The 22140-nt window shown below is 69.1% G+C and carries 17 protein-coding genes and 1 pseudogene; 12 read left to right on the plus strand and 6 right to left on the minus strand.

Annotated features, from left to right (window positions below; genetic code table 11):
• Positions 1 to 156 precede the first annotated feature (156 nt).
• The 7 genes from P4R38_RS11525 to P4R38_RS11555 all read left to right on the plus strand — a co-directional run bounded on the left by P4R38_RS11525 (position 157) and on the right by P4R38_RS11555 (position 8722).
• Entirely contained in the window at positions 157 to 2775 is a 2619-nt protein-coding gene (locus tag P4R38_RS11525) for a type I restriction endonuclease subunit R (RefSeq protein WP_277192252.1), read from the plus strand.
• Positions 2772 to 4034: a restriction endonuclease subunit S gene (locus tag P4R38_RS11530; protein WP_277192253.1), complete on the plus strand. Its 1263-nt coding sequence runs from the start codon at positions 2772 to 2774 to the stop codon at positions 4032 to 4034. The genes P4R38_RS11525 and P4R38_RS11530 overlap by 4 nt, the downstream gene beginning before the upstream one ends.
• Positions 4035 to 4181: 147 nt before the next feature.
• On the plus strand, positions 4182 to 5192 hold the full coding sequence (locus P4R38_RS11535; RefSeq protein WP_277192254.1) for an Abi family protein: 1011 nt from the start codon (positions 4182 to 4184) through the stop codon (positions 5190 to 5192).
• The gene (locus P4R38_RS11540) at positions 5179 to 6093 is read left to right on the plus strand and encodes a restriction endonuclease (protein WP_277192255.1); all 915 of its coding nucleotides are present in this window, start codon (positions 5179 to 5181) and stop codon (positions 6091 to 6093) included. The genes P4R38_RS11535 and P4R38_RS11540 overlap by 14 nt, the downstream gene beginning before the upstream one ends.
• Positions 6094 to 6174: 81 nt before the next feature.
• Entirely contained in the window at positions 6175 to 6666 is a 492-nt protein-coding gene (locus P4R38_RS11545; protein ID WP_277192256.1) for a helix-turn-helix domain-containing protein, read from the plus strand.
• Positions 6667 to 6672: 6 nt separating this feature from the next.
• Positions 6673 to 7251: a PIN domain-containing protein gene (locus P4R38_RS11550; protein WP_277192257.1), complete on the plus strand. Its 579-nt coding sequence runs from the start codon at positions 6673 to 6675 to the stop codon at positions 7249 to 7251.
• Positions 7244 to 8722, plus strand: coding sequence for a class I SAM-dependent DNA methyltransferase (locus P4R38_RS11555; RefSeq protein ID WP_277192258.1), 1479 nt, complete (start codon positions 7244 to 7246; stop codon positions 8720 to 8722). The genes P4R38_RS11550 and P4R38_RS11555 overlap by 8 nt, the downstream gene beginning before the upstream one ends.
• A 61-nt stretch (positions 8723 to 8783) precedes the next feature.
• Here the strand turns inward: P4R38_RS11555 and P4R38_RS11560 are convergent, their stop codons facing one another.
• A complete protein-coding gene (locus tag P4R38_RS11560) occupies positions 8784 to 11330 on the minus strand; it encodes a LamG-like jellyroll fold domain-containing protein (protein ID WP_277192259.1) in 2547 nt (848 codons plus the stop codon).
• A gap of 535 nt (positions 11331 to 11865) precedes the next feature.
• Between P4R38_RS11560 and P4R38_RS11565 the strand changes: the two genes are divergently transcribed.
• Positions 11866 to 12276, plus strand: a complete 411-nt coding sequence (locus P4R38_RS11565) for a YkvA family protein (RefSeq protein WP_277192260.1) — start codon at positions 11866 to 11868, stop codon at positions 12274 to 12276.
• Positions 12277 to 12286: 10 nt separating this feature from the next.
• Here the strand turns inward: P4R38_RS11565 and P4R38_RS11570 are convergent, their stop codons facing one another.
• Positions 12287 to 13039: a DUF4282 domain-containing protein gene (locus P4R38_RS11570; RefSeq protein ID WP_277192261.1), complete on the minus strand. Its 753-nt coding sequence runs from the start codon at positions 13037 to 13039 to the stop codon at positions 12287 to 12289.
• Positions 13040 to 13242: 203 nt separating this feature from the next.
• On the opposite strand from P4R38_RS11570, the gene P4R38_RS11575 reads away from it, so the two are divergent.
• Positions 13243 to 14913 carry a fatty acid--CoA ligase gene (locus tag P4R38_RS11575; RefSeq protein ID WP_277192262.1) on the plus strand — a complete coding sequence of 557 codons (1671 nt, stop codon included), beginning with the start codon at positions 13243 to 13245 and terminating at the stop codon, positions 14911 to 14913.
• Between the two features lie 152 nt (positions 14914 to 15065).
• Positions 15066 to 16322 (plus strand): lanthionine synthetase LanC family protein, encoded by a 1257-nt coding sequence (locus P4R38_RS11580; RefSeq protein WP_277192263.1) that lies wholly within the window; start codon positions 15066 to 15068, stop codon positions 16320 to 16322.
• On the opposite strand, the gene P4R38_RS11585 is transcribed toward P4R38_RS11580, so the two are convergent.
• Positions 16311 to 17252 (minus strand): DMT family transporter, encoded by a 942-nt coding sequence (locus P4R38_RS11585; protein WP_277192264.1) that lies wholly within the window; start codon positions 17250 to 17252, stop codon positions 16311 to 16313. The two genes, P4R38_RS11580 and P4R38_RS11585, sit on opposite strands and share 12 nt — an antisense overlap.
• A gap of 82 nt (positions 17253 to 17334) precedes the next feature.
• Here P4R38_RS11585 and P4R38_RS11590 point away from each other — a divergent pair, with 82 nt between their 5' ends.
• Positions 17335 to 18246 (plus strand): LysR family transcriptional regulator, encoded by a 912-nt coding sequence (locus tag P4R38_RS11590; protein ID WP_277192265.1) that lies wholly within the window; start codon positions 17335 to 17337, stop codon positions 18244 to 18246.
• 55 nt (positions 18247 to 18301) lie between these two features.
• A complete protein-coding gene (locus tag P4R38_RS11595; RefSeq protein ID WP_277192266.1) occupies positions 18302 to 19036 on the plus strand; it encodes a hypothetical protein in 735 nt (244 codons plus the stop codon).
• Positions 19037 to 19046: 10 nt separating this feature from the next.
• Here the strand turns inward: P4R38_RS11595 and P4R38_RS11600 are convergent, their stop codons facing one another.
• From P4R38_RS11600 to P4R38_RS11615, 3 genes and pseudogenes are all read right to left on the minus strand, one after another.
• Positions 19047 to 19850, minus strand: coding sequence for an amino acid ABC transporter ATP-binding protein (locus P4R38_RS11600; RefSeq protein ID WP_277192267.1), 804 nt, complete (start codon positions 19848 to 19850; stop codon positions 19047 to 19049).
• Positions 19847 to 21322 carry an ABC transporter substrate-binding protein/permease gene (locus P4R38_RS20060; protein WP_346770755.1) on the minus strand — a complete coding sequence of 492 codons (1476 nt, stop codon included), beginning with the start codon at positions 21320 to 21322 and terminating at the stop codon, positions 19847 to 19849. The genes P4R38_RS11600 and P4R38_RS20060 overlap by 4 nt, the downstream gene beginning before the upstream one ends.
• Before the next feature lie 230 nt (positions 21323 to 21552).
• Positions 21553 to 22140 (minus strand): annotated as a pseudogene (locus tag P4R38_RS11615) (hypothetical protein); the annotation flags it as partial.

Raw genomic sequence — 22140 nt, forward strand, 5'->3', positions numbered from 1 at the left:
GTGCTGGTGGATGCCGAGGGGGATGACCGGCTCGCGGCCGAGCAACGCGCGCGCGTACTGATCGACAAGCAGCTGACTGATGCGGGTTGGTCGGTTCAGGACAGGAAGACCCTGAATCTCTTTGCCGCACAAGGTGTTGCGTGCCGTGAGGTCGTCATGAAGTCTGGCCACGGCCGGGCTGATTACCTGCTGTACGTCGATCAGAAGGCTGTCGGTGTCATCGAGGCCAAGCCGCAGGGTCAGACGCTCAGTGGCGTGGAGTGGCAGTCGGCCATGTACGCCGACGGGCTTCCCGCCGAGGTCCGGCTCAAGGCGCTGACGGTCGACGGGCGCCTGCCGTTCGTGGTGGAGGCGAGCGGCACGGAGACGCACCTGACCAACGGGTACGACCCCGAGCCGCGAGCGCGTCGCCTGTTCAACGTGCCTCGTCCGGAGACGCTGGCCCGGATCATGCGGGACGCCGCGACCGACCCGGGCCGTCCGACCTGGCGCGCGAAGGTCCGGCACCTGCCCCCGCTCGACACCTCCGCGCTGCGCCCGGCGCAGATCACCGCGATCGAGGGCGTGGAGCGGTCGCTGGCTGAGCAGCACTTCGACCGGTCGCTCGTGCAGATGGCAACGGGCGCGGGCAAGACGTACACGGCGGTGACGTCGGCGTACCGGCTGCTGAAGTTCGGCGGGTTCCGGCGCGTGCTGTTCCTGGTCGACCGCAACAACCTGGCGACACAGACGACGGCCGAGTTCCACAACTACCGCACACCCGACGACGGCCGCCGGTTCACCGAGATCTACGGGGTCGACAAGCTGACCGGCGCCGGGATGCTCGCCAGCAGCAACGTCGTGATCTCGACGATCCAGCGGGTCTTCAAGGTGCTGCGCAACGAGGCGGTCACAACCGACGACGACCCGGGGCTGGACGACTTCGTGCCGGACGCACCGGTGACGGTGTCGTACAACCCGTTGCTGCCGCCGGAGACCTTCGACCTGGTCATCGTGGACGAGGCGCACCGGTCGATCTACGGCGTGTGGCGTGGCGTGCTCGAGTACTTCGACGCGCACGTCGTCGGGCTGACGGCGACACCGGGCAAGCAGACGTTCGCGTTCTTCCGGCAGAACCTCGTGTCGGAGTACACCTACCCGCAGTCGGTCGCGGACCGGGTGAACGTCGACTTCGACCTCTACCGGATCCGGACGGAGATCTCCGAGCAGGGCGGGCGGATCGACGCGGGCACCATCGTCCCGAAGGTCGACCGTCGTACCCGGAAGGAAAAGCTGGAGGCGCTGGACGAGGACGTCGAGTACACCCACAAGCAGCTGGACCGCGCGGTCACGGCGAAGGCCCAGATCCGGTTGGTGCTGGAGACGTTCCGCGACCGGCTCTTCACCGAGATCTTCCCCGGCCGTACGGCGGTGCCGAAGACGCTGATCTTCGCCAAGGACGACGCGCACGCCGAAGAGATCGTCACGACCGTGCGCGAGGTCTTCGGCAAGGGCAACGACTTCGCCGCGAAGATCACCTACAACGCCCGGGACGCCGACAAGCAGCTGAAGGCGTTCCGCACCTCGCCGAATCTGCGCATCGCGGTGACGGTCGACATGATCGCGACGGGGACGGACGTGAAGCCGCTGGAGTGCGTCTTCTTCATGCGGGACGTGCGCTCGGCGCAGTACTTCGAGCAGATGAAGGGCCGGGGTGCGCGCACGATCGCGCCGGCGGACTTCCAGTCCGTGACGCCGGACGCGGTGACCAAGACCCGGTTCGTGCTGGTCGACGCGGTGGGTGTCACCGAGCACGACTTCGTCGAGCCGCCGCTGAACCGGGAGAAGGGCATCTCGCTCAAGAAGCTGCTGGACAAGGCGGCGTCGCTGTCGTTGACCGAGGACGAGACCGCCACGCTCGCGTCGCGTCTGGCGAAGCTGGAGCTCCAGCTGACGCCGGAGGAGCGGGACGAGCTCGACGGCGTCTCCGAGCTGCCGATGCGCGACCTGGTCCGCTCACTGGTGGACGCGGTCGACCCCGACGCCCAGGCCCGAGCGGTCGCTGCGAACCCGTCGGTCGAGCCCGCCGAGACGGTCCAGCGCATGCTGGACGACGCGACGAAGCCGCTCGCGGCCAACCCAGACCTGCGCAACCGCATCCTGGAGCTGCGCGCCACGCACGACCGCATCGTCGACGAGGTCAGCGTGGACACCCTGCTCGACGCGAGCGGTGTGGTCGACAAGAGCCGGGCGGAGTCGGTGGTCGAGTCGTGGCGGGCGTACCTGAAGGAGCACCGCGCCGAGATCACCGCCATCCAGCTGCTCGGCGAGTCCCGCGAGCGACGGATTGCGTTCCCCGACATTCAGGAGCTCGCGGACCGCATCAGCCGGCCGCCGTACAACTGGACGCCGGACCTGATCTGGGCGTCGTTCGAGGTGCTGGACGCGGGCAAGGTGAAGCACAGCGCGCGGCACACCCTGACCGACCTGGTGTCGCTGCTGCGCTATACGGTCGGCGTCGATCAGGAGCTGGTGCCGTACGCCGACCGTGTCCGTGAGCGGTACGTCGGGTGGCTGGCTCAGCAGGAGCAGTCCGGGACGCACTTCTCGGCTCTGGAGAGGTGGTGGCTGGACCGCATGGTCGAGGTGATCGCGTCCTCGGCGGGAATCGACCCCGAGGACCTGGACGAGGCTCCGTTCACGGAGCGTGGCGGCGTCGACGGCGCGCTGCGCGACCTGGGCGAGGACCGCGCGGAACTCCTTCTGCACCAGCTGAACTCGGAGCTCACCGCGTGACGTGGCCGATAGTTCCACTGACCGATATTGCCGAAGTTCGCCTCGGCCGCCAGCGCTCTCCGAAGAATCACTCGGGCGATCAGATGCGGCCCTACCTGCGCGCGGCGAACGTCGGCTGGTCTGGTCTCCTGTTGGACGATGTCAAGACCATGAACTTCAGCGACGCCGAGATGGACACCTACCGGCTCCGGCCAGGTGACATCGTCTTGAGCGAGGCTTCTGGAAGTCCTGGCGAGGTGGGGAAGCCCGCGCTCTGGACGGGCGAAATCGACAATTGCGCGTTTCAGAACACGCTCATCCGAGTGCGCTCCTCAGCACATGAGCCCCGGTTCTTGCTCCACTACTTCCGTTACATTGCGCTCACTGGCGGATTTCTTCCGTCATCCCGCGGCGTCGGCATCAACCACTTGGGCCGCGCACGATTGGCCAGTTGGCCGACTCCAGTTCCCGAGTTGCCCGAACAGAAGCGGATTGTGGAGATCCTCGAAGACCACCTCTCCCGCCTCGACGCCGCCGCAGAATACATGGCAGCCTCCCGCCGTCGCCTGACAGCGATGAAGAAGGCCACCTTGCTCGAACTGATCCCGGACCAGAGTCGGTATCCGAGGGACTGGATCCCTTCGACCGTCGCGGAGGCGGGTACCGTCGAGCTCGGGCGTCAGCGGCACCCGGACTGGCATACCGGGTCGAACATGCAGCCGTACCTGCGAGTTGCCAACGTTTTCGAAGACCGCATCGACACGACCGACGTCAAGGAGATGCACTGGGACGCCGACACGTTCGAGAGGTTCCGCCTGCGGCCCGGTGATGTCCTCCTCAACGAAGGTCAGACACCTGAATTGCTGGGACGCCCCGCCCTCTACCGCGGAGTGCCAGCAAACGTTGCTTTCACCAATTCGCTGATCCGATTCAAGGCGAACCCGGACGTCCTACCCGAGTTCGCCTTGCTCGTCTTCCGTCGACACATGCACGCCGGTCGGTTCAAACGCGAGAGCCGGATCACGACGAACATCGCGCACCTCTCGGCCACCCGGCTCAAGCCAATCGAGTTCCCTATCCCGCCGCTCGAGACACAGCGGAAGATCGTCGAGTCTGCCGCGTCACGACTTGCGCGGATATCGCGTCTCGAAGGATCGATCGACCACGCGCACGCGCGGGGGGCGGCACTACGTCGGGCGGTGCTGGCGGCGGCGTTCTCGGGGCGGCTGAAGGGTGACCGCACCGACGACGAGGTCATCGAGGAGCTCGCCCATGCCTGACGCCGCGCCGGATCGGCGGTTCGTTCGCGGACTGTCCGCGTCACGCTGTACGGTTGAGGCACCACATCCCCCACGCCTCTCCACGATGCGCACTTGGGGGATTTTCTCTTGGCCGGCGCCGTGAGCGGGCCTCGGGCACGTGGCGGCGTGACGTACGCGAAGCCTGCTTTGACCGAAGCAGCTCTGCTCTCTCGCTGGGAGGAGCGCGGCCTGGTCGTCCAGGACAGCGAGCGGTGCATGCGCTACCTGCGACACATCGGCTACTACCGGCTCTCGCCCTACGTTCGCAGCTTCGAGGCCTCGCGGGACGTGCTGCGCGAGGGAACGACGTTCGATGAGATCCTCAACCTCTACATCTTCGACCGCCGGCTGAGGTTGCTGGTCATGGATGCGATCGAGCGATTCGAGGTGGCCACCAGAGCGGCCATCGGCGACCACATGTGTCGGCTCGGCGGCCCGCACTGGTACGAGGCTCCCTCGCACTTTCGTCATCCAAACCGACACGCGCGCTTGCTCAAGGACGTCGACAACCTCGTCGACGACCAGCTGGCACGTGTCCCAGAGCGGCCTGCCGACTCCTCCTTCTTCGTCTCAGCCCTGGAGCACTACGTCACCCAGTACGGTGACCCGAAGCGCCCACCCAGCTGGCTCGTACTTGAAGAGCTCAGCCTCGGCGCGTTACGCAGCGTCTACGACAACCTTTCGCGGCGATCGGACAAGACCGCCATCGCCCGCACTATCGGACTGACCGAGCCGATGCTCACGTCATGGCTACGCAGCTACCAGCGCGTGCGGAACATCTGTGCGCACCACGGCCGCCTCTGGAACCGAGGGCTCGGGGTTAACCCGGCGATCCCCAGTTCGCTCAACGTCCGGTGGCTCGATGATCGTGAACTCTTCGAGCGGGAGCGCTGGCGCAGACAACGCCTTTACCCCGTCCTCGTGTCGTTGCAGACGGTGCTGCACACGGTGTCACCGGGGTCGACGTGGAGCGCTCGACTTCGGGACCTGCTCGACGAACACCCGCACGTCTCTCGGGTGGGCATGGGCATCCCGGAGGACTGGTGGACTGACGGCTTCTGGCCGGTCAAGGAGAGCGGCGCGCTCGAGATGCGCCTACACAGCAGGATGGAAGGGCCGCGCCATGACGATTCCTGACTTCCAGACCGTCATGCGTCCGGTGCTCGCGCATCTCGGCGACGGCGAGACGCACCGGTCGAGGGACGTCAAGGACGCGATGGCCGACCTGTTCGAGCTCTCGGAGGCCGAGCGCGCCGCGATGCTGCCGAGCGGGCGTCAACGGACGATCGACAACCGGGTCGGGTGGGCGCTGACCTACCTCTTCCAGGCCGGTCTCGTCAGTCGCCCCAAGCGAGGGCACGTCCTCATCTCCGACGAGGGCCGCGCCGCGCTGGCCGCCCACGCGACACGGATCGACATGAAGGCACTGGAGGCGTACCCGGCGTACCTGGAGTTCCGGGACCGGACCCGCGACAAGACGCCGACGAGCACGCCCGACGGCGGCGACGAGACGGCGGAGGCGACACCGAGCGACCTCGTCGAGCAGGCGCTGGCCACCAACCGAGCCGCAGTCGAGGGCGAGGTGCTGCAAGCCGCGCTGGCGCTCACCCCGACCGGGTTCGAGGACCTCGTCATCCGCCTCCTGGAACGGATGGGGTACGGCCGCGCCGGGTCCGTCGAGCGTACGAGCGCGTCAGGCGATGCGGGTGTCGACGGCATCATCAGCCAGGACCCGCTCGGCCTCGACCGCATCTACGTCCAGGCCAAGCGGTACGCCGAGGACCGCACGATCGACCGGCCACGCATCCACGAGTTCGCCGGCGCGCTGCTCGGGAAGCAAGGCGACAGAGGCGTGTTCATCACGACGTCGCGGTTCTCCTCGGGTGCAATCCAGGAGGCAGAGCGTATCAACGCGCGCATCGAGCTCATCGACGGCCGCCGGCTCGCCGAGCTGCTGGTCGCGCACGAGGTCGGCGTCCAGGCTCAGCAGACCGTCACCCTCTACCGCCTCGACGAGGACTTCTTCGAGGGTCTGTGAGCCTGTGACCACTGATCAAGACGGCGCGCGCATTTTCGAATATTGCGTTTAGACTCGAGGTACGCCACGGAAGGAGCGGCCATGAGTGCACCCTCGCGACTCGCCGAGTCGGAGACCTACGTACCCGGAGCCGATGAGCAGGGCCGGCTGCTGGACCTCGTCGCCGCCCTGTCCAGCAGAGGAGCTCGCGTGGAGCCGCAGCCCGCGCTCGTCACCGCCGACAACACTCGGCACGAGCTCACTCCTGGCCTCGCCGACCTCCTGGCGCAGATCGTGCAGGCACTGGCTCAGGGGCAAGGGGTCAGCGTCATCCCCCGCCAGCGGCTGCTCACGACGCAGGAGGCGGCCGACCTGCTCAACGTCTCCCGTCCCACGCTGATCAAGCGCCTTGAGGCCGGCGACCTGGCGTACGAGATGCGCGGTCGGCACCGGCGCATCCGGCTGGACGAGCTCTTGGACTACCAGGAGCGGTTGCGCGTCCAACGGTCCGACGCCTTGGACGCCATGCAGCAGCAGGCGCAGGAAGACGGCCTCTACGACCTGCTCGACGGCCCGCCCCCGGCGACGAGGTAGAGCCGCTTGTTCACGGTAGTTCTCGACGCGTGCGTCCTGGTTCCCCAGACGCTGGCGGACACGGTTCTGCGCATCGCCGAACGCGGCGCGTTCGGCGTGCGATGGTCGGCGACGATCCTTGACGAGGTCGCGCGAACGATGCGCCGGCTCGGAGCCACCGAGGCACAGGTCGAGCATCGGATCAGCGCGATGCGCCTGGCGTTTCCGTTCGCCGAAGTGTCGAACTACTGCGACCTCGAGCCAGGCCTCAGCAATGATCCGAAGGACCGGCACGTGCTCGCAGCAGCGATTCGCTCGGAGTGCCACACCGTCGTCACCTTCAATCTCAAAGACTTTCCGGACGACAGCCTCGAGCCCTGGGGCGTGGAGGTGCTGCACCCCGACCAGTTCCTCCTGAACCAGCTCGACCTCGCTCCTGGCCTGGTTGTCACTGCCCTTCAGCAGCAGTCAGCTGCGTACACAGATCCGCCGAGGACGGTCGACGACATCCTCGCCCGGCTCGTCCGCTCCGACGTACCCGACTTCGCGGACGAGTGCCGCCGCCATCTTCCGCGCCGACCCCAAGGAACCGATCTCGATGACTGACTCCCGCCGCCTGGTGGACAAGCTGTGGTCCTACTGCGACGTGCTGCGCGACGACGGCGTCGGTGTCATCGAGTACACCGAGCAGCTGACTTACCTGCTGTTCATCAAGATGGCGCACGAGCGAGCGAACCGCAGGCTCGCGCCCGAGCAGATCCTCCCGGAGAAGTACTCCTGGCAGCGGTTGCTCGACGCCAAGGGCATGGACCTCGAAGTCGCCTACACCACCATGCTGGTCGGATTGGCAGCCGAGCCGGGCGTCATCGGCACGATCTTCCGCAAGGCGCAGAACCGAATTCAGGACCCGGCCAAGCTGCAGCGACTCGTGCACGACCTCATCGGCAAGGAGCACTGGTCGTCGACCGGTACCGACATCAAGGGAGACGCGTACGAGCAGCTGCTCGCCCGGGGCGCGTCCGACAAGGGTTCCGGCGCCGGCCAGTACTTCACCCCGCGTGCGCTGATCCACGCGATCGTCGACGTCGTCCGACCGACGGCCGCAGATCGCGTGGTCGACCCGGCCTGTGGCACCGGAGGCTTCCTCCTGGTCGCCCACGAGAACGCCTCGGCCGGTGCAGAGAGCATGACCCCGAAGCAGCGCGACCACCTGCGCGACACGTTCGCGTACGGGTTCGAGCTGGTCGACAGCACCGCCCGCCTGGCCTCGATGAACCTGCTCCTGCACGGGATGGGCGCCTCCAACGGGGACGCGCTCATCGACGTCCGCGACGCCCTGGTCGCCGACCCGGGTCAGCGCTGGTCGGTCGTGCTGTCGAACCCGCCGTTCGGCCGGAAGTCCTCGCTGACGATGGTGGGCGCGGACGGACGGGAGGTCCGCGAAGACCGCGAGATCGAGCGCCAGGACTTCGCTGCCACGACGAGCAACAAGCAGCTCAACTTCGTGCAGCACATCATGACGATCCTAGACACAAACGGCCGCGCCGCCGTGGTCCTGCCCGACAACGTCCTCTTCGAGGGCGGCGCCGGCGAGACGATCCGACGCAAGCTCCTCACTGACTTCGACCTGCACACCGTGCTGCGGCTGCCGACCGGCATCTTCTACGCCCAAGGCGTGAAGGCCAACGTCCTCTTCTTCGACAAGAAGGTGGCCCGTCCGGGAGAGCCCTGGACCGACAGGCTGTGGGTCTACGACCTGCGCACCAACAAGCACTTCACCCTCAAGCAGAACCCGCTGCGTCGAGCCGACCTGGACGACTTCGTCACGGCGTACGCACCCGGCAACCGGGAAGCGCGGGCCGAGTCGGAGCGCTGGAAGTCCTTCACGTACGAGGAGATCGTGGCTCGCGACAAGGCGAATCTCGACATCACCTGGCTCAAGGACGACTCTCTCGAAGACCTGGACAACCTGCCCTCGCCCGACGTGATCGCTCGCGAGATCGTGGACGACCTCACCGCGGCTCTGGCCGAGTTCGAGGCAGTGGCAACCGGGCTCGAGGCGCAGCTGCGCGAGTGACCAGTCCCGCACGACGGATCCCCGAGGCCCCTGAGCCTCGGGGGATCCGTCGTTCTCGCGGTTACCGCTGCTGAGCCAGCTGGGCTACCTCCGCATCGGTCAGCGCCCGGTCGAACAGCCGCACGTCGTCGGTCGCGCCGCGCAGGTAGTCGACCTTCTGGCCGCCGTACTGGCCGCGGCCGATCACGGTGTGACCGCTCGAGGCCGGCGCGGTGCAGGCCTGCTGGGTGGCGACCTTCTGACCGTCGACGTACAGCGACAGCGTCCCCGCCGTCGCGTCACGCACACCGGTCAGGTGGTACCAGCGGCCGACCTCCGGCTTGGTCGGCGACAGTGCGCGCAGGCCGACGAAGCTCATCGCCCAGCGCTGGTCGGCGCCGCTGTACTGGAGGAAGAACGCGCTCGCCTCGCCGGTGTCCTGGCTGACGACCGTCTGGAACGCACCGTCGGCGACGTCCAGCTTGGCCCACGCCGAGACGCTGTAGCTACCGTTGGTCTTCACCAGCGACGCCCCGGTGTCACCCTCGCCGTTGCCGGCGAAGTGGACCGCCGTGCCGCGCACGCCCGGCACCCAGGTCGCGTTGGTCAGCGCCATGTTCGCGCTGCCGACACTGTCCTTGGCCGTGGTGCCACCGTTCTCGTCGAAGGTGTACGCGTGCACCCCGGCGATCCCCGGCGTACCGGGTCCGGTCGAGGGCGGCGGTGCGCCCGAGCCGTCGGCGTTCTGCACGATGGCGTCGTTGACGGCCTTCACCTGGGCGAAGTCCATCTTCTTCACCTGCCGGTCGTAGGTGTAGAAGCCGTTGACCTCGTGCTCGACGTCGGTGGTCTGGGTGTAGACCGCGCCGCTGATGCCGCACCGCTTCGCCGAGTCCAGCACCGCGCGCTGGTTGTCGACGTAGAAGCGGGTGAGCTCGGCGGAGTCGTCGGCCATCTGGTATGCGCCGCCGTCGCCGAACCACATGTGGCCCGGCACCTCCAGGCCGAACCCGCCGTGCTCGCCGTCGATCGACACCCGGTCACCGCTCGGCACGGGCTGCGCCGGGCCGGTGTACTGGTGCCAGTCGATGACGTCGCCGCGGCCGGAGTCACCGTGGGAGTTGCAGCAGTTCACGCCGCTGTGGGCGTTGACCAGGCGGGAGGGGTCCCACGCCTTGACCTCGTCGGCGATGCGGCCGGTGTCGGTCTTGCTCCACTCGCCCCAGCCCTCGTTGAACGGGATCCACCCGATGACCGAGGTCCAGCTCTTGTGCTGGTTGACCATCTCGTGGAGCTCGGACTCGAACTGGTTGCGCGCCGGCTCCGGCGGCTCGCCACCGGTCTTCATCGCCGGCATGTCCTGCCAGACCATCATTCCGAGCTTGTCCGCGTGGTAGTACCAGCGGTCCGGCTCGACCTTGATGTGCTTGCGTATCGTGTTGAACCCCAACGCCTTCGTCTGGGCGACGTCGAAGCGCAGTGCCTCGTCGGTGGGCGCCGTGTAGATGCCGTCCGGCCAGTAGCCCTGGTCCAGCGTCGACATCAGGAAGGTGATCTTGTGGTTGAGCGTGATGTGCAGCTTGCCGTCCTTGCCGGTGGCGTTGCCGATCTCCCGCATGCCCGCGTACGAACCCACCCGGTCCGCGTGCTTGCCGTCGGCCAGCAGCGTCACCTCCAGGTCGTACAGGAACGGGCTGTCCGGCGACCACAGCTTGGCGTTGGGTACGGGGACGGTGACCTTCTGGTTCGCCGGCCCGGTGGTGCGGGAGACGACCTTCTTGCCGTCGCGGACGACGACCGACACCGTCTGCGCGCTGCTGCCGCTCGTACGGGCGGTGAGTGCCAGCGTGTTCGTGTCGATGTCGGGCGTCATGTCGAGGCCGACGACGTGGTCGGTCGCGACCGGCTCCATCCACACGCTCTGCCAGATGCCCGAGGCGCCGGTGTAGAAGATGCCGCGGTCCGGGACCAGGCGCTGCTTGCCGACCGGCTGCCAGGTCGCGTCGGCCCGGTCCTCCACGCCGACGATGACCTCCTGCGGGCCCTTGCCCGTGAGAGCGTCGGTGACGTCGACCGAGAACGCGCCGTAACCACCGGTGTGCTGGCCCACCTGCTTGCCGTTGACCCAGACGGTCGCCTTGTAGTCGACGGCGCCGAAGTTCATCATCAGCCGCTGGCCCTTGCCGACCTTCCACGACTGCGGGACGTCGATGGTGCGGCGGTACCACATGTAGTCCTCGTGCCGCTTGATGCCCGAGAGCGCCGACTCCGTCGGGTACGGGACCAGGATCTGCTCGGCGAGGTTGCGGCCGACCGGCGGCGCCTCGTTCGCGGACGCGCCGGCGAACTGCCACAGCCCGTTCAGGCTCTGCCAGGACGTGCGGGTCAGCTGCGGGCGGGGGTACTCCGGCAGCGCGTTGGTCGGTGACACCTGGTTGGTCCAGGGGGTCGGGAGGGTGACCGGCGCGGGGTGCCAGGGCTCGCCCGGCTTCGCCGCACCGAGCGGCCCGGTCGAGGCTCCGGCGATGGCCGGTGGAGCGATGAGAAGGGCAACGATCGCCAGCACGATGCCGGCCAGTCGTCGCCATGGGGGTGAGGCCGGGACCCGGCCCTGCGGCACGTCATTCACGAGCGGCTCCTTCGTCGTCGGTGACGGCGACCCGCCGTGACGAGCAAGGGCCGCCGAGCACTCGTCGTTACAACGATGCAACGGAGACTTTACAACGATGTATGTGATCTGTGGCACGGATGCCCCGACCAATTTCGCCATCCGACCGCTCCATCCCCCGCCGCCCGGCCTCCTCGACGCCCGCCCCTTGCCGCGCCGCCCATTGCCGCACCGCCCATCGCCGCGCCGCCACCCGGCCTCCCTCGCGCTGCCCGTCGACGCACCCAAGCCGACACCGCACGCACCCTCCGGCAGAAGTTGGCGAAGGGCACAGGTATGCGTGTGCTCTTCGCCAACTTCTGCCGCACGGCCACCGGGCGCGATGTCGCGGCAACGGGCCCCCGCCCGGGACTCAACCGGGGCCACCGGGCGCGATGTCGCGGCAATGGGCCCCGCCCGGGCCCCAACCGGGGCCACCTGGCGCGATGTCGCGGAAACTGGCCCCCACAGCTGGGGCGGTCCGCTGCTCGAGACCGCGCACGGGAGGATCGGCCCCATGAGCTGGTGGCCGGACGTCCTGATCGGGGCTCTCGTGGCACTCGCCGCCGCGTGGCTGCTGCTGGTCCTCGCGCTCGTCGTGGTGCGCCCGAGGGGTGGGCTGCTGCGCGAGGCGCTGCGGCTGCTGCCGGACCTGCTGCGGCTGCTCGGCCGCCTGGCGAAGGACCGTTCGCTCCCCCGCGGCGTCCGGATCCGGCTCGCCCTGCTGCTGGCCTACCTGGCGATGCCCATCGACCTGGTTCCCGACGTCATCCCGGTGCTGGGGTACGCCGACGACGCGATCCTGGTGGTCGCGGTCCTGCGGTCGGTCGCCCGGCGCGCCGGCGTCGCGCCGCTGCGGGCGCACTGGCCAGGGACCGACGACGGCTTCGCGGCGCTGTGCCGCCTCGTCGGGCTACGCGGCCTCTGACGGGTGTGGGTCAGAGCTTCTGGTGGATGTCCTGGCTCATCCGGACCACGGCCAGGTAGAACTCCAGCGTCATCCGGATGAAGGCGAGGTACAGGATCACGCCGATCGGACCGAGGATCAGCACGGCGATCCCGGCGGCGGCACTGACATTGAACGCAATGATCAGGTAGACCAGCCAGGCCAGGACGAGCGCGACGGTCGCGATGATGTAGACGAACTTCACGATCATCGGCGTGATGAAGCTCGAGAACGAGAAGTCGAACAGCGCCTTGAAGAAGCCCGCGCCCTGCGCCTGCGCGGACCCGACGGGAGCCCCGCCGCGCGGCCCGACACCTTGCCCGTACGCGCCCTGCGGCGGCTGCTGCTGGCCGTACCCCCCGTACTGGCCCGGCTGCGAACCCTGCTGGCCCGCATAGCCACCCGCGCCGCCGTACTGCTGGCCCTGGCCCTGACCCTGCTGCCCGTACCCGCTCTGCTGCTGGCCGTACGACGACCCGCCGCCCTGGCCGTAGGAGTCGCCGCCCTGCCCGTACGACGTCGCGTCCGACTGCCCGTACGAGCCACTCGCCGGGTCGTAGGAGGAGGCGCCGGACCGGCCGTACGACTGGTCGCCCTGGCCGTCGGAGCCGTACTGGCCCGACCCGGACGAACCCTGACCGGGCTGACCCGACGCACCGGGCTGGCCGGACTGGTCCTCCCACTCCTGGCCGAGGCCGGGCTGCTGGGGGTCCTGCGCGGGTCCGGGCTGGTTGGAGTCGCTCATCGTCAGGTCCCCTCGCTGGGTGCGTCGGCCCGCTCCGAGCGCGCCGTTGCCGGTGGTTCCGACAGTAACAACGGAACCCTCCCGGGTGGGGTTGTCGACGGACACGGCACGGCGTGGCCCGCATCGTGAGCACATCAGGACGGCGGCGGCGAGTTTCGGGCGGTTGAGCACGCAACGACCGGGCGGAATGAGACCGTCGTCACATGAAGAGCACGATGCAGACCACGCCGCTGCTGATCTCCTCCCTGCTCCGCTTCGGGACGACCGCGCACGCCGACAGCGAGGTCGTCACCTGGACCGAGGACGGCGGCCGCCGCACCACCTACCGGGAGGTGGGCGCCCAGTCGGCCCAGCTGGCCAATGCGCTGCGCGGGCTCGGCATCACCGGCGACCAGCGGGTCGGGACGTTCATGTGGAACAACGCCGAGCACCTGGTGACCTACCTCGCCGTCCCGTCGATGGGTGCGGTGCTGCACGCCATCAACATCCGGCTCTTCCCCGAGCAGCTGGTCTACGTCGCCCGGCACGGCGGCGCCCAGGTGATCATCGTCGACAGCTCGCTGGCCGAGCCGTTCAGCCGCGTGCTGCAGGCGCTCCCCGACGTACGCCACGTCATCGTGAACGGGCCGGTGCCGCAGGAGGTACGGGCCGCGCTCGAGGCGCCGGACCACGTCGAGCAGGTGCACGACTGGTCCGAGCTGCTGGCCGACCAGCCCACGACGTTCGACTGGCCGCAGGACATCGACGAGAACGACGCGTCCTCGATGTGCTACACCTCCGGCACGACCGGCAACCCCAAGGGCGTCGTCTACTCCCACCGCAGCAACTACCTGCACGCGACCGGCGTCTCGGCGACGCTCGGGTTCTCCGAGGCGGACCGGCTGCTCATCGTCGTGCCGCTGTTCCACGCCAACGCGTGGGGTTACCCGTACGCCGCGATGATCACCGGGTCGACGCTGATCATGCCCGACCGCTTCCTGCAGCCGGCGCCGCTCGCGCAGATGATCGAGCAGGAGAAGATCACCGGCGGCGCGGGGGTCCCGACGATCTGGAACGGCCTGCTGCAGCACCTGGACGCCGAGAAGCCCGACGTCTCCAGCTGCCGGATGCTGATGGTCGGCGGCGCCGCGGCCCCGCCGTCGCTGATGAAGGCTTTCCACGACCGGTACGGCATCGACATCGTGCACGGCTGGGGCATGACCGAGACGTCCCCGGTCGGCAGCCTCGCGCTCCCGCCGACGCGAGTCGAGCCGGGCAGCGACGAGTACTGGCGGTTCAAGGCGTCTCAGGGCCGGCTGCTGTGCGGTGTCGACGGCCGGCTGATCGGACCGGACGGCAGCGAGCAGCCCTGGGACGGTGAGTCGGTGGGCGAGCTGGAGGTCCGCGGACCGTGGATCACCAGCTCCTACTACGCCAACGGCAGCGAGTCCGAGGACGAGATCGCCGAGATGGCAGCGAAGTTCGACGACGGGTGGCTGCGGACCGGCGACGTCGGATCGCTCACCGAGGACGCCTTCCTGGTGCTGACCGACCGGGCGAAGGACGTCATCAAGTCCGGCGGCGAGTGGATCAGCTCGGTCGACCTGGAGAACCAGATCATGTCCCACCCGGACGTCGTCGAGGCGTCGGTCGTCGGTGTCCCCGACGAGAAGTGGGACGAGCGCCCGCTGGCGACGGTGGTGCTCAAGGAGGGCTCGGGCGTGACGTGCTCCGACCTGCGAAAGCACCTGGAGGACAAGGTCGCTCGCTGGCAGCTGCCCGAGCACTGGGCGCTGATCGACGAGGTGCCGAAGACGAGCGTCGGCAAGTTCGACAAGAAGGTCCTGCGCCAGCGGTACGCCGACGGCGAGCTGGAGGTCCAGGACATCCGCTGACCCCAACGCCCCCGGCAAAAGGTGGCGGCCAGCACACGCATGTCTGTGCCCACCACCACCTTTCGCCGCAGGGTTGGCAAAGGTTGGTGGCCAGCACACGCATACCTGTGCCCACCACCACCTTTTGCCGAGACCGCTGGGACGATAGCCGGATGGCTGCCGACTCCCTGCTGACCGAGGTCGAGGACGCCGCGCGGCCGGCCCTGGAGTGGCTGGCCGCCGGTGCGACCGCGGTGCCGGGCGGCGTCGGGTGGACCCGTACGCCCGAGCGCGACGACGTCGACCCGACGCTCTACACCGGCGGCGCGGGCAACGTCCTGGCCCTGCTCGACGGCTTCCGGCACTTCGAGGCGCAGTCGTTCGGCGACACGGCGGCCCGCGGAGCCGCCGGCCTGTCCGCCGCGGTCGACGACTGTGACCACCAGGCGCTCTACTTCGGGCGGGCCGGCATCGCGTTCACCCTCGACGCCGCCGGCCGCCTGCTCGGTGAGGACTCCTGGCGTCGCCGGGCCCGGGAGGTGCTGCGCGACATCCACCACCGCTACGACGGCGAGCGCTGGTCGATGCAGATCGAGCTGCTGGGCGGCAATGCGGGAATCGCGTTGGCAGCTCTCGCGATCGGCGAGGTCGAGCTCGCCGAGGCGGCCGTCGCGCCGTACGTCCGGCTGGCCGAGCCGACCGAGCACGGCGTGACGTGGGAGGGGAAGACCGGACTCGTCGCCCGCTTCCACCACATCTCCCACGGCACGCTCGGCATCGTCAGCGCGCTCGCCGCCGTCGCCGACCGGACCAGGCGGGACGAGCTGCTCGACCTCGCGCTGGCGGGAGCGGCCGACGTGGTAGGTCGCAACGAGGCGGGCGCCGGCGGGTTCCTGGTGCCGCACTCGGACCCGCAGCACCGGCCCGAGCTGGTCGAGCGGTACAGCTATGGCTGGTGCCACGGCCCGGCCGGCGACGCCCAGACGTTCCGCCTGCTGCACCAGGTGACCGGCGACGAGGAGTGGCTGCGCCTACAGGACCGCTGCTGGAGCACCGTTATCGGCTCGGGCGTGCCGGAGCGGGTGCGGCTGGGGTTCTGGGACAACAACGGACGCTGCTGCGGCACAGCAGGCGTCCTGGCCCTGGCCAACGACCGGATGGTCGAGCGCGGCGACGACGGTGTGTTCGCCGACGTGCTCGTCCGGGACCTGCTGGCCCGGGCGACGACCGATGCAGACGGCGTCCGGTGGCAGAACGTCGAGCACCGGGAAGACCCGAGCACGCTCCCGCCGGAGCACGGCTGGGCGATGGGCAATGCCGGCATCGTCCGAGAACTGTTGCGGTACAGCCGGATTCGAGTCGGGCGTGATCCCGACTACGCCGTCACCCTGCCGGATCAGCCCGTCGCGAGGACTCCCTCAGCGCGCTGAGCGGCGGCGGCTGACCACGACGCCCGCGATGCAGATCGCACCACCGAGCAGCGTGAGCGTGGTCGGCACCTCGTCCAGGAACAGCCACGACATCAGCACCGACACCACCGTCGCCAGGTAGCCGACCAGCGGCCCGATCCGGCCGGCCGACATGTGCGTGAGCGCGTAGGCGTACGTCGTGAACGCGACGGCGGTGGGGAACGCGCCGAGGTACGCCGCACCGAGCAGCGCCGACGGTGGCGCCGAGGCGAGCTCGCCAACCAGCTGACCCGCGAACGGCAGCGTCGCGACGACGCCGACGAGGGTCCCCAGCCAGGTAGCGTGCAGACCGTCGATCTCGCGCAGCGTGACCTTCTGCAGCAGGACCGAGGTCGCGTACAGCATCGCCGCGACGAGCCCGAGCACGAGTCCGACCGCGTCCGCGTGGCTGCCCTCGTCGCCGGTGCCGAGCGTCATGACGGCGACACCGACCAGCCCGATCAACGACCCGACGACCACCGGCCGCGGGAAGCCCTCACCGAGGAAGAGGCCGGCACCCACCGCCATCAGGATCGGCGCGACGTTGACCAGCAGGGCCGCGGTGCCAGCGTCCACGTGTCGCTCGGCGATCGTGAGCACGACGTTGTCTGCCGCGAACCACATCACGCCGTACGCGACGACCCGCCCGAGGGCGCGGCCGCGTGGCAGCAGCGGGCGGGTACGGCGGCGCAGCACGAGCGGTGTCAGCACGAGCGCCGCGACCAGGACCCGGAGCAGCGCCATCGGGCCGGCAGCGAGGTGCGCGCCGGCGCTGCGGATCACCACGAAGGACGACGCCCACAGCACGATGGTCACGCCCGCAGCGAGAACCGCGGGCGTCGTCGAACGGGGCGTCGGCTCGGCGACGGGGGTGTCGGATGCCGCGTGGACCGCGTCGGTGCAGCTCGTCATGCCGACCATGCTGGTCGGCCGGAAAGATCAGGACAAGCGAATCTTCCTCCACGACAGTTCAGCAGCGCTGTATGGTCAAAGCATGATCGACGTCCACCGCCTCCGGGTCCTGCGCGCGGTCGTCGCGAGCGGATCGATCAACGCCGCCGCCGCGTCGTTGGGCTTCACGCCGTCCGCCGTGAGCCAGCAGATCACCACCCTGCAGCGCGAGACCGGGCTGCGTCTGGTCGAGCGCAAGGGCCGTGGCATCGAGCCGACACCGGCGGGTCACACCCTCGCCGCCGAGGCCGCCCGCGTCCTGGAGTCGCTCTCCGGCGTCGAGGGTCTGGTCGGCGACCTGCGGACCGGGCGGGCCGGCAGCCTGTCGATCTCCTACTTCGCCTCCGCCGGCGCCGCGTGGATCCCGCCCGTGGTAGCCGCGCTCGTCCACGAGTTCCCCGACCTGCGGATGGACCTTCGCCTCATCGAGCTGCGCGGCGACGAGCACGGCTCCCCCGACATCGACATCTTCGTCACCTCACCGTCGGAGCGTCCCGAGCGCGAGGGGTACGCCGTCGAGCGCCTCCTCGAAGACCCGTACGTCGTCGCGGTTCCGGCCGCCCACCCGCTGGCCGGCGAGAGGTCGGTCCAGCTCGTCGACCTGGCGGGCGAGCACTGGGTCGACAACGACTTCAGCCGCGGCGCCTGCCGCCAAGTCCTCATCGACGCCTGCGCCGAGGTGGGCCTCGCGCCCGACTTCCGGATCGAGACGCACGACTACCCCACGGCCCTGTCCTTCGTCGCGGCCGGTGTCGGCATCACCGTGCTGCCCGGCCTCGGCGTGGGCGCGCTCCCCGCCGGGGTCGCGATCGTGCCGCTCGCCGACCCGACTCCTGTGCGGCACGTGCACGTCGCCGTACGGGCTGCCGTCGCCCGGCATCCCGCGAGCGAGCGGGCGCTGGAGCTGCTGTACGACCGGGTCCACCCACGCCACGCCCTCACCGATCCCGCCTGAACCACCCGCAGACGATCGGGATCTGCCATGATCCTGCCGACCAGGGGAGGTTCGGATGGCGACACCAGCCGTCGTGCCGCCGACAGCGCCGGCACAGGGGCAGGATCAGGAACGCGTGCACACACCGTGGTGGAAGGACGGCCGCCGCCTCAGCGGTCTCCTGCTGCTCGGCCTGGCGGGGGCGTACCTGGTCCTCGCGTCGTGGACGGGTCCGCGGCCGGCGACCGATGACCCCACGCCGTTCCTGAACGGTCGACCGGCGGCCATCACCGACCAGGAGCCGAGGACGGCTCACGAGGTGGCCTGGTGGCAGGACGACTTCGCCACCCAGTTCAAGAACGTGGCTGGTCCGGCGACGACGGACCCGAGCAAGGGCGACGGCTCGGTGCCGCGGTACGTCGTCTGGGAGGAGGGCGACCGTCAGCTGCGGTGGACCCGGATGTGGTCGGACGATCCGCGCCTGAAGCAGGTTCAGCAGCACGTTCGTGCCGGCCAGTCCCGACCCGAGGAGATCGCGCGCTGGGCCTCGTACCCGGCCCGGGCCCTGGTGATCCTCGCGCTGCTGGTTGTGGTGAGCGGCCACCGGCCGAGCGTCGGGAACCGCTGGTACTGGTTCTGGTTGCTGTGGACGCCGCTGTGCATCGGCGTCATCTGGTTCGCGATCACCGAGAAGATGCGTGACCCGCAGGAGCGCCGCCCGCGCCGCAAGACCGGTCTCGACGGGATCGGCGCGCTCGTCGGGATCTACATCACGGTGCAGCTGGCCTTCGGCGTACTGAACGGGCTCTGACCGCGCGGGCTCAGACCGGGTCGAGGATGCGCTTCAGGAACTTCCGGGTCCGCTCCTGCTGCGGCTCGGCGATGACCTCCGGCCCGCCCCGCTCGACGATCAGACCGCCGTCGATGAACAGCACCTGGCTCGAGACCTGCTGGGCGAAGCGCACCTCGTGGGTGACGATCGCCATCGTCCAGCCCGCCGCCGCGAGGTCCTTGATCACCGCGAGCACGTCACCCACCAGCTCGGGGTCGAGCGCCGACGTGGGCTCGTCGAACAGCACCAGGCTCGGCTTCAGCGCCAGCGCCCGGGCGATGCCGACGCGTTGCTGCTGACCGCCGGACAGCTGGTACGGGTACTTGTCCGCGTGCTCGGCGAGGCCGACCTGCTCCAGCAGCCGGGTGGCTTCGGACCGCGCTTCGGAGACCGGAACCCGTTGCACCACAACCGGTCCCTCGATGAGGTTCTGGACCACGGTCTTGTGCGGGAAGAGGTTGTGCGACTGGAACACCATCCCGCTCTGCGCGCGCAGCCGGGCCAGCTGCTGGCGTACGGACTTCTTGAGGTGGCCGTGACGGTCGGGCTTCACCTGCTCGAAGTCCACCGTCACGTCGCCGATCCGGACGACGCCGGTGTCCGCGATCTCCAGCGCGTTGAGCGAGCGCAGCAGCGTCGTCTTGCCCGAGCCGGACGGCCCGATGATCGTGGTCACCCCGCCGCGCTCGATCGTGAAGGACACGTCCGTCAGGACCTCGTGCTCCCCGAAGGACTTGGCCAGGTGCTCGACATCCACCAGCTCGCGCGTGGAGTCCTGGATCTGCTCACTCATGCGATCACGAACCTGCTCAGTCGGGTCTCGGCGCGGGACTGCAAGAACGACAGCGCCAGGCAGATCACCCAGTAGATCACCGCGGCGACCACGTACACGGGGAAGAACTTCTGGGTCGACGCCGCGGCGTTCTGGGCCGTCCGGACGATCTCCAGGACGAGGATGAGCGCCGTCAGCGAGGTGTCCTTGACGGTGGAGATGAAGATGTTGCCCAGCGGCGGGACGGCCGTGCGCGCGGCCTGCGGCAGGATGATCCGCCGCAGCGTCGTCCGGTAGTCCATGCCGACGGTCGAGCCCGCCTCCCACTGCCCCCGCGGGATGCTCTCCAGGGCGGCACGGACCACCTCAGCCGCGTAACCGGCGACGTTCAGGCTCAACGCGATCGCCGCCGCCACGAAGGAGTTGAACTTGATCCCGATCTCGGGCAGCCCGTAGAAGATCACGAACAGCTGGACGAGCAGTGGCGTGCCTCGGATGATCGAGACGAACAGGCGGGCCGGCGCCGAGAACCACGGCTGGCTGGACATCCGGGCCAGCGCCACGAACAGCGCGATCACCAGACCGACGCCGAACGCGATGATCGCCAGCGGGATGGTCCGCTTCACCGCCGCCTGCACCATCGGCCAGAAGCTGTCCTTGGCCAGCTGCCAGTTGGTGACCGGCTTCGGCTTGGCGGTGAAGTAGGTGTCGTACGCCTTCTTGAGCGTGCCGTCCGCACGCAGCTGAGCGATCGCGGCGTCGATCTGCGGCATGTACCCGCTGCCCTTGCGCGCCGCCAGCACCGACTCACCCCGGTCCTCGGTCTCCTGGACGACCTGGATGCGGGCGTCCGGGTTGAGCGCGAGGTAGTTGCGGACGGCGAGCTTGTCGTTGACCAGGGCGTCGAGACGGCCGTTCTCCAGGCTGTTGATCGCCTGGCTGAGGTCCTCCACGCCGACGACCTTGGCGCCGGCCTTCCGCGCGACCTCCGCCCAGTTGCTCGACACGTTCTGCCCGGACCGCTTGCCCTTCAGGTCCGCCAGGCTCTTGATCGTGTCGTTGCCCTTGCGGGTCACGACCACACCGGTGGTCTCGACGTACGGCGCGCTGAGGTCGTACAGCTGCTCGCGCTCGGGGTTGCGGGTGATCTCGTTGGCGACCACGTCGATGCGCTTGGACTGCAGCGCGGCAAAGATGCCGTCGAAGGGGATCTCGACGTACTGGACGCGGACGCCGAGCCGTTTGCCGATCGCGTTCATCACGTCGATGTCGAAGCCGGTCAGCTTGTTGGTCTTCGCGTCGTGATAGCTGAACGGCGCGTACGTCCCCTCGGTCCCGACCCGCAGGACCGGGGGTACGACGGCCGGCGGGGCCGCGGCCGCCGGCGCGTCGTCGGCGACCGCGGGCCGCCCGAGGACGACCGCTGTCATCAGCGCGACGAGCACGGCCAGGACCGCGGCCGCCGTACGCCGTCTCGCAGCACGAAGATCCATCACGCCAGGTTATCTAGGTCGGTCGACGCCACCGCGCATCGAGGGAGCCCGACGTGGTCCGAATCTCCGACTGACCTGATTTGAACGAACCGTGCACGTTCCATGGCGAACGGTGAGTTCTTCCCGGTCCACGACAGCATGCTGCGCGCGACCCCTCGCGGAGCGGCCGACCTCTCGTGGTGGTCCAGAAGTGAGCCATGGCTCACCTTCGGACCACCACGAGGCGCCCGCTAGTGGGAGAACGGCTCCAGGCAGGTGCCCTCCATCACGGTCGCGTCGACGTCCACCCGAACCCACTCCGGCCGGATGTCGCCGATCACGCACCCTCGCCCACCGGTGTGGATGCCGAACGCCGCACCCGGTGGGACGTCGTCCGTCCCGGCCATCGGCCGGATGGCCACCACCTCGGTGCGATCCGGGTCGAACCCCAGAGATGCCAGCGCCTTTCGAGCGGCCTCAGGTGAGTACTCGTGCCGGGCCCGGAGCGCGCTGAGCGACGTGCGCACGCGACTCGCGGCTGCGTTCGCCTGGGCCGCCTCCGGTGCCGTCAGCTCCGGGCGGTGCTTCCACGCGTTGTTGTCCGCGTGGTTCGGTGGGCCGTCGCCCGGCCCGGATCGCGTCACGCCACCGGTCGTCGCGGGGTCCGGCGGGACGGAGCCGGACGGTGTCGTGCTCGATGGGAGGTCATTCGTGGGTGCCTCCGCCGTGCCGCTGGCGCCGCCGGACGACTGCTCGCTGCCGCAGCCGGTGAGCAGCGCGAGGGCGAGGACGAGGACGAGGGCGGTCGGCTTCACCCGTCCATCATGTCGACCCTGAGC

This window comes from Luteipulveratus flavus, from assembly GCF_029439465.1.
GTDB lineage: Bacteria > Actinomycetota > Actinomycetes > Actinomycetales > Dermatophilaceae > Luteipulveratus > Luteipulveratus flavus.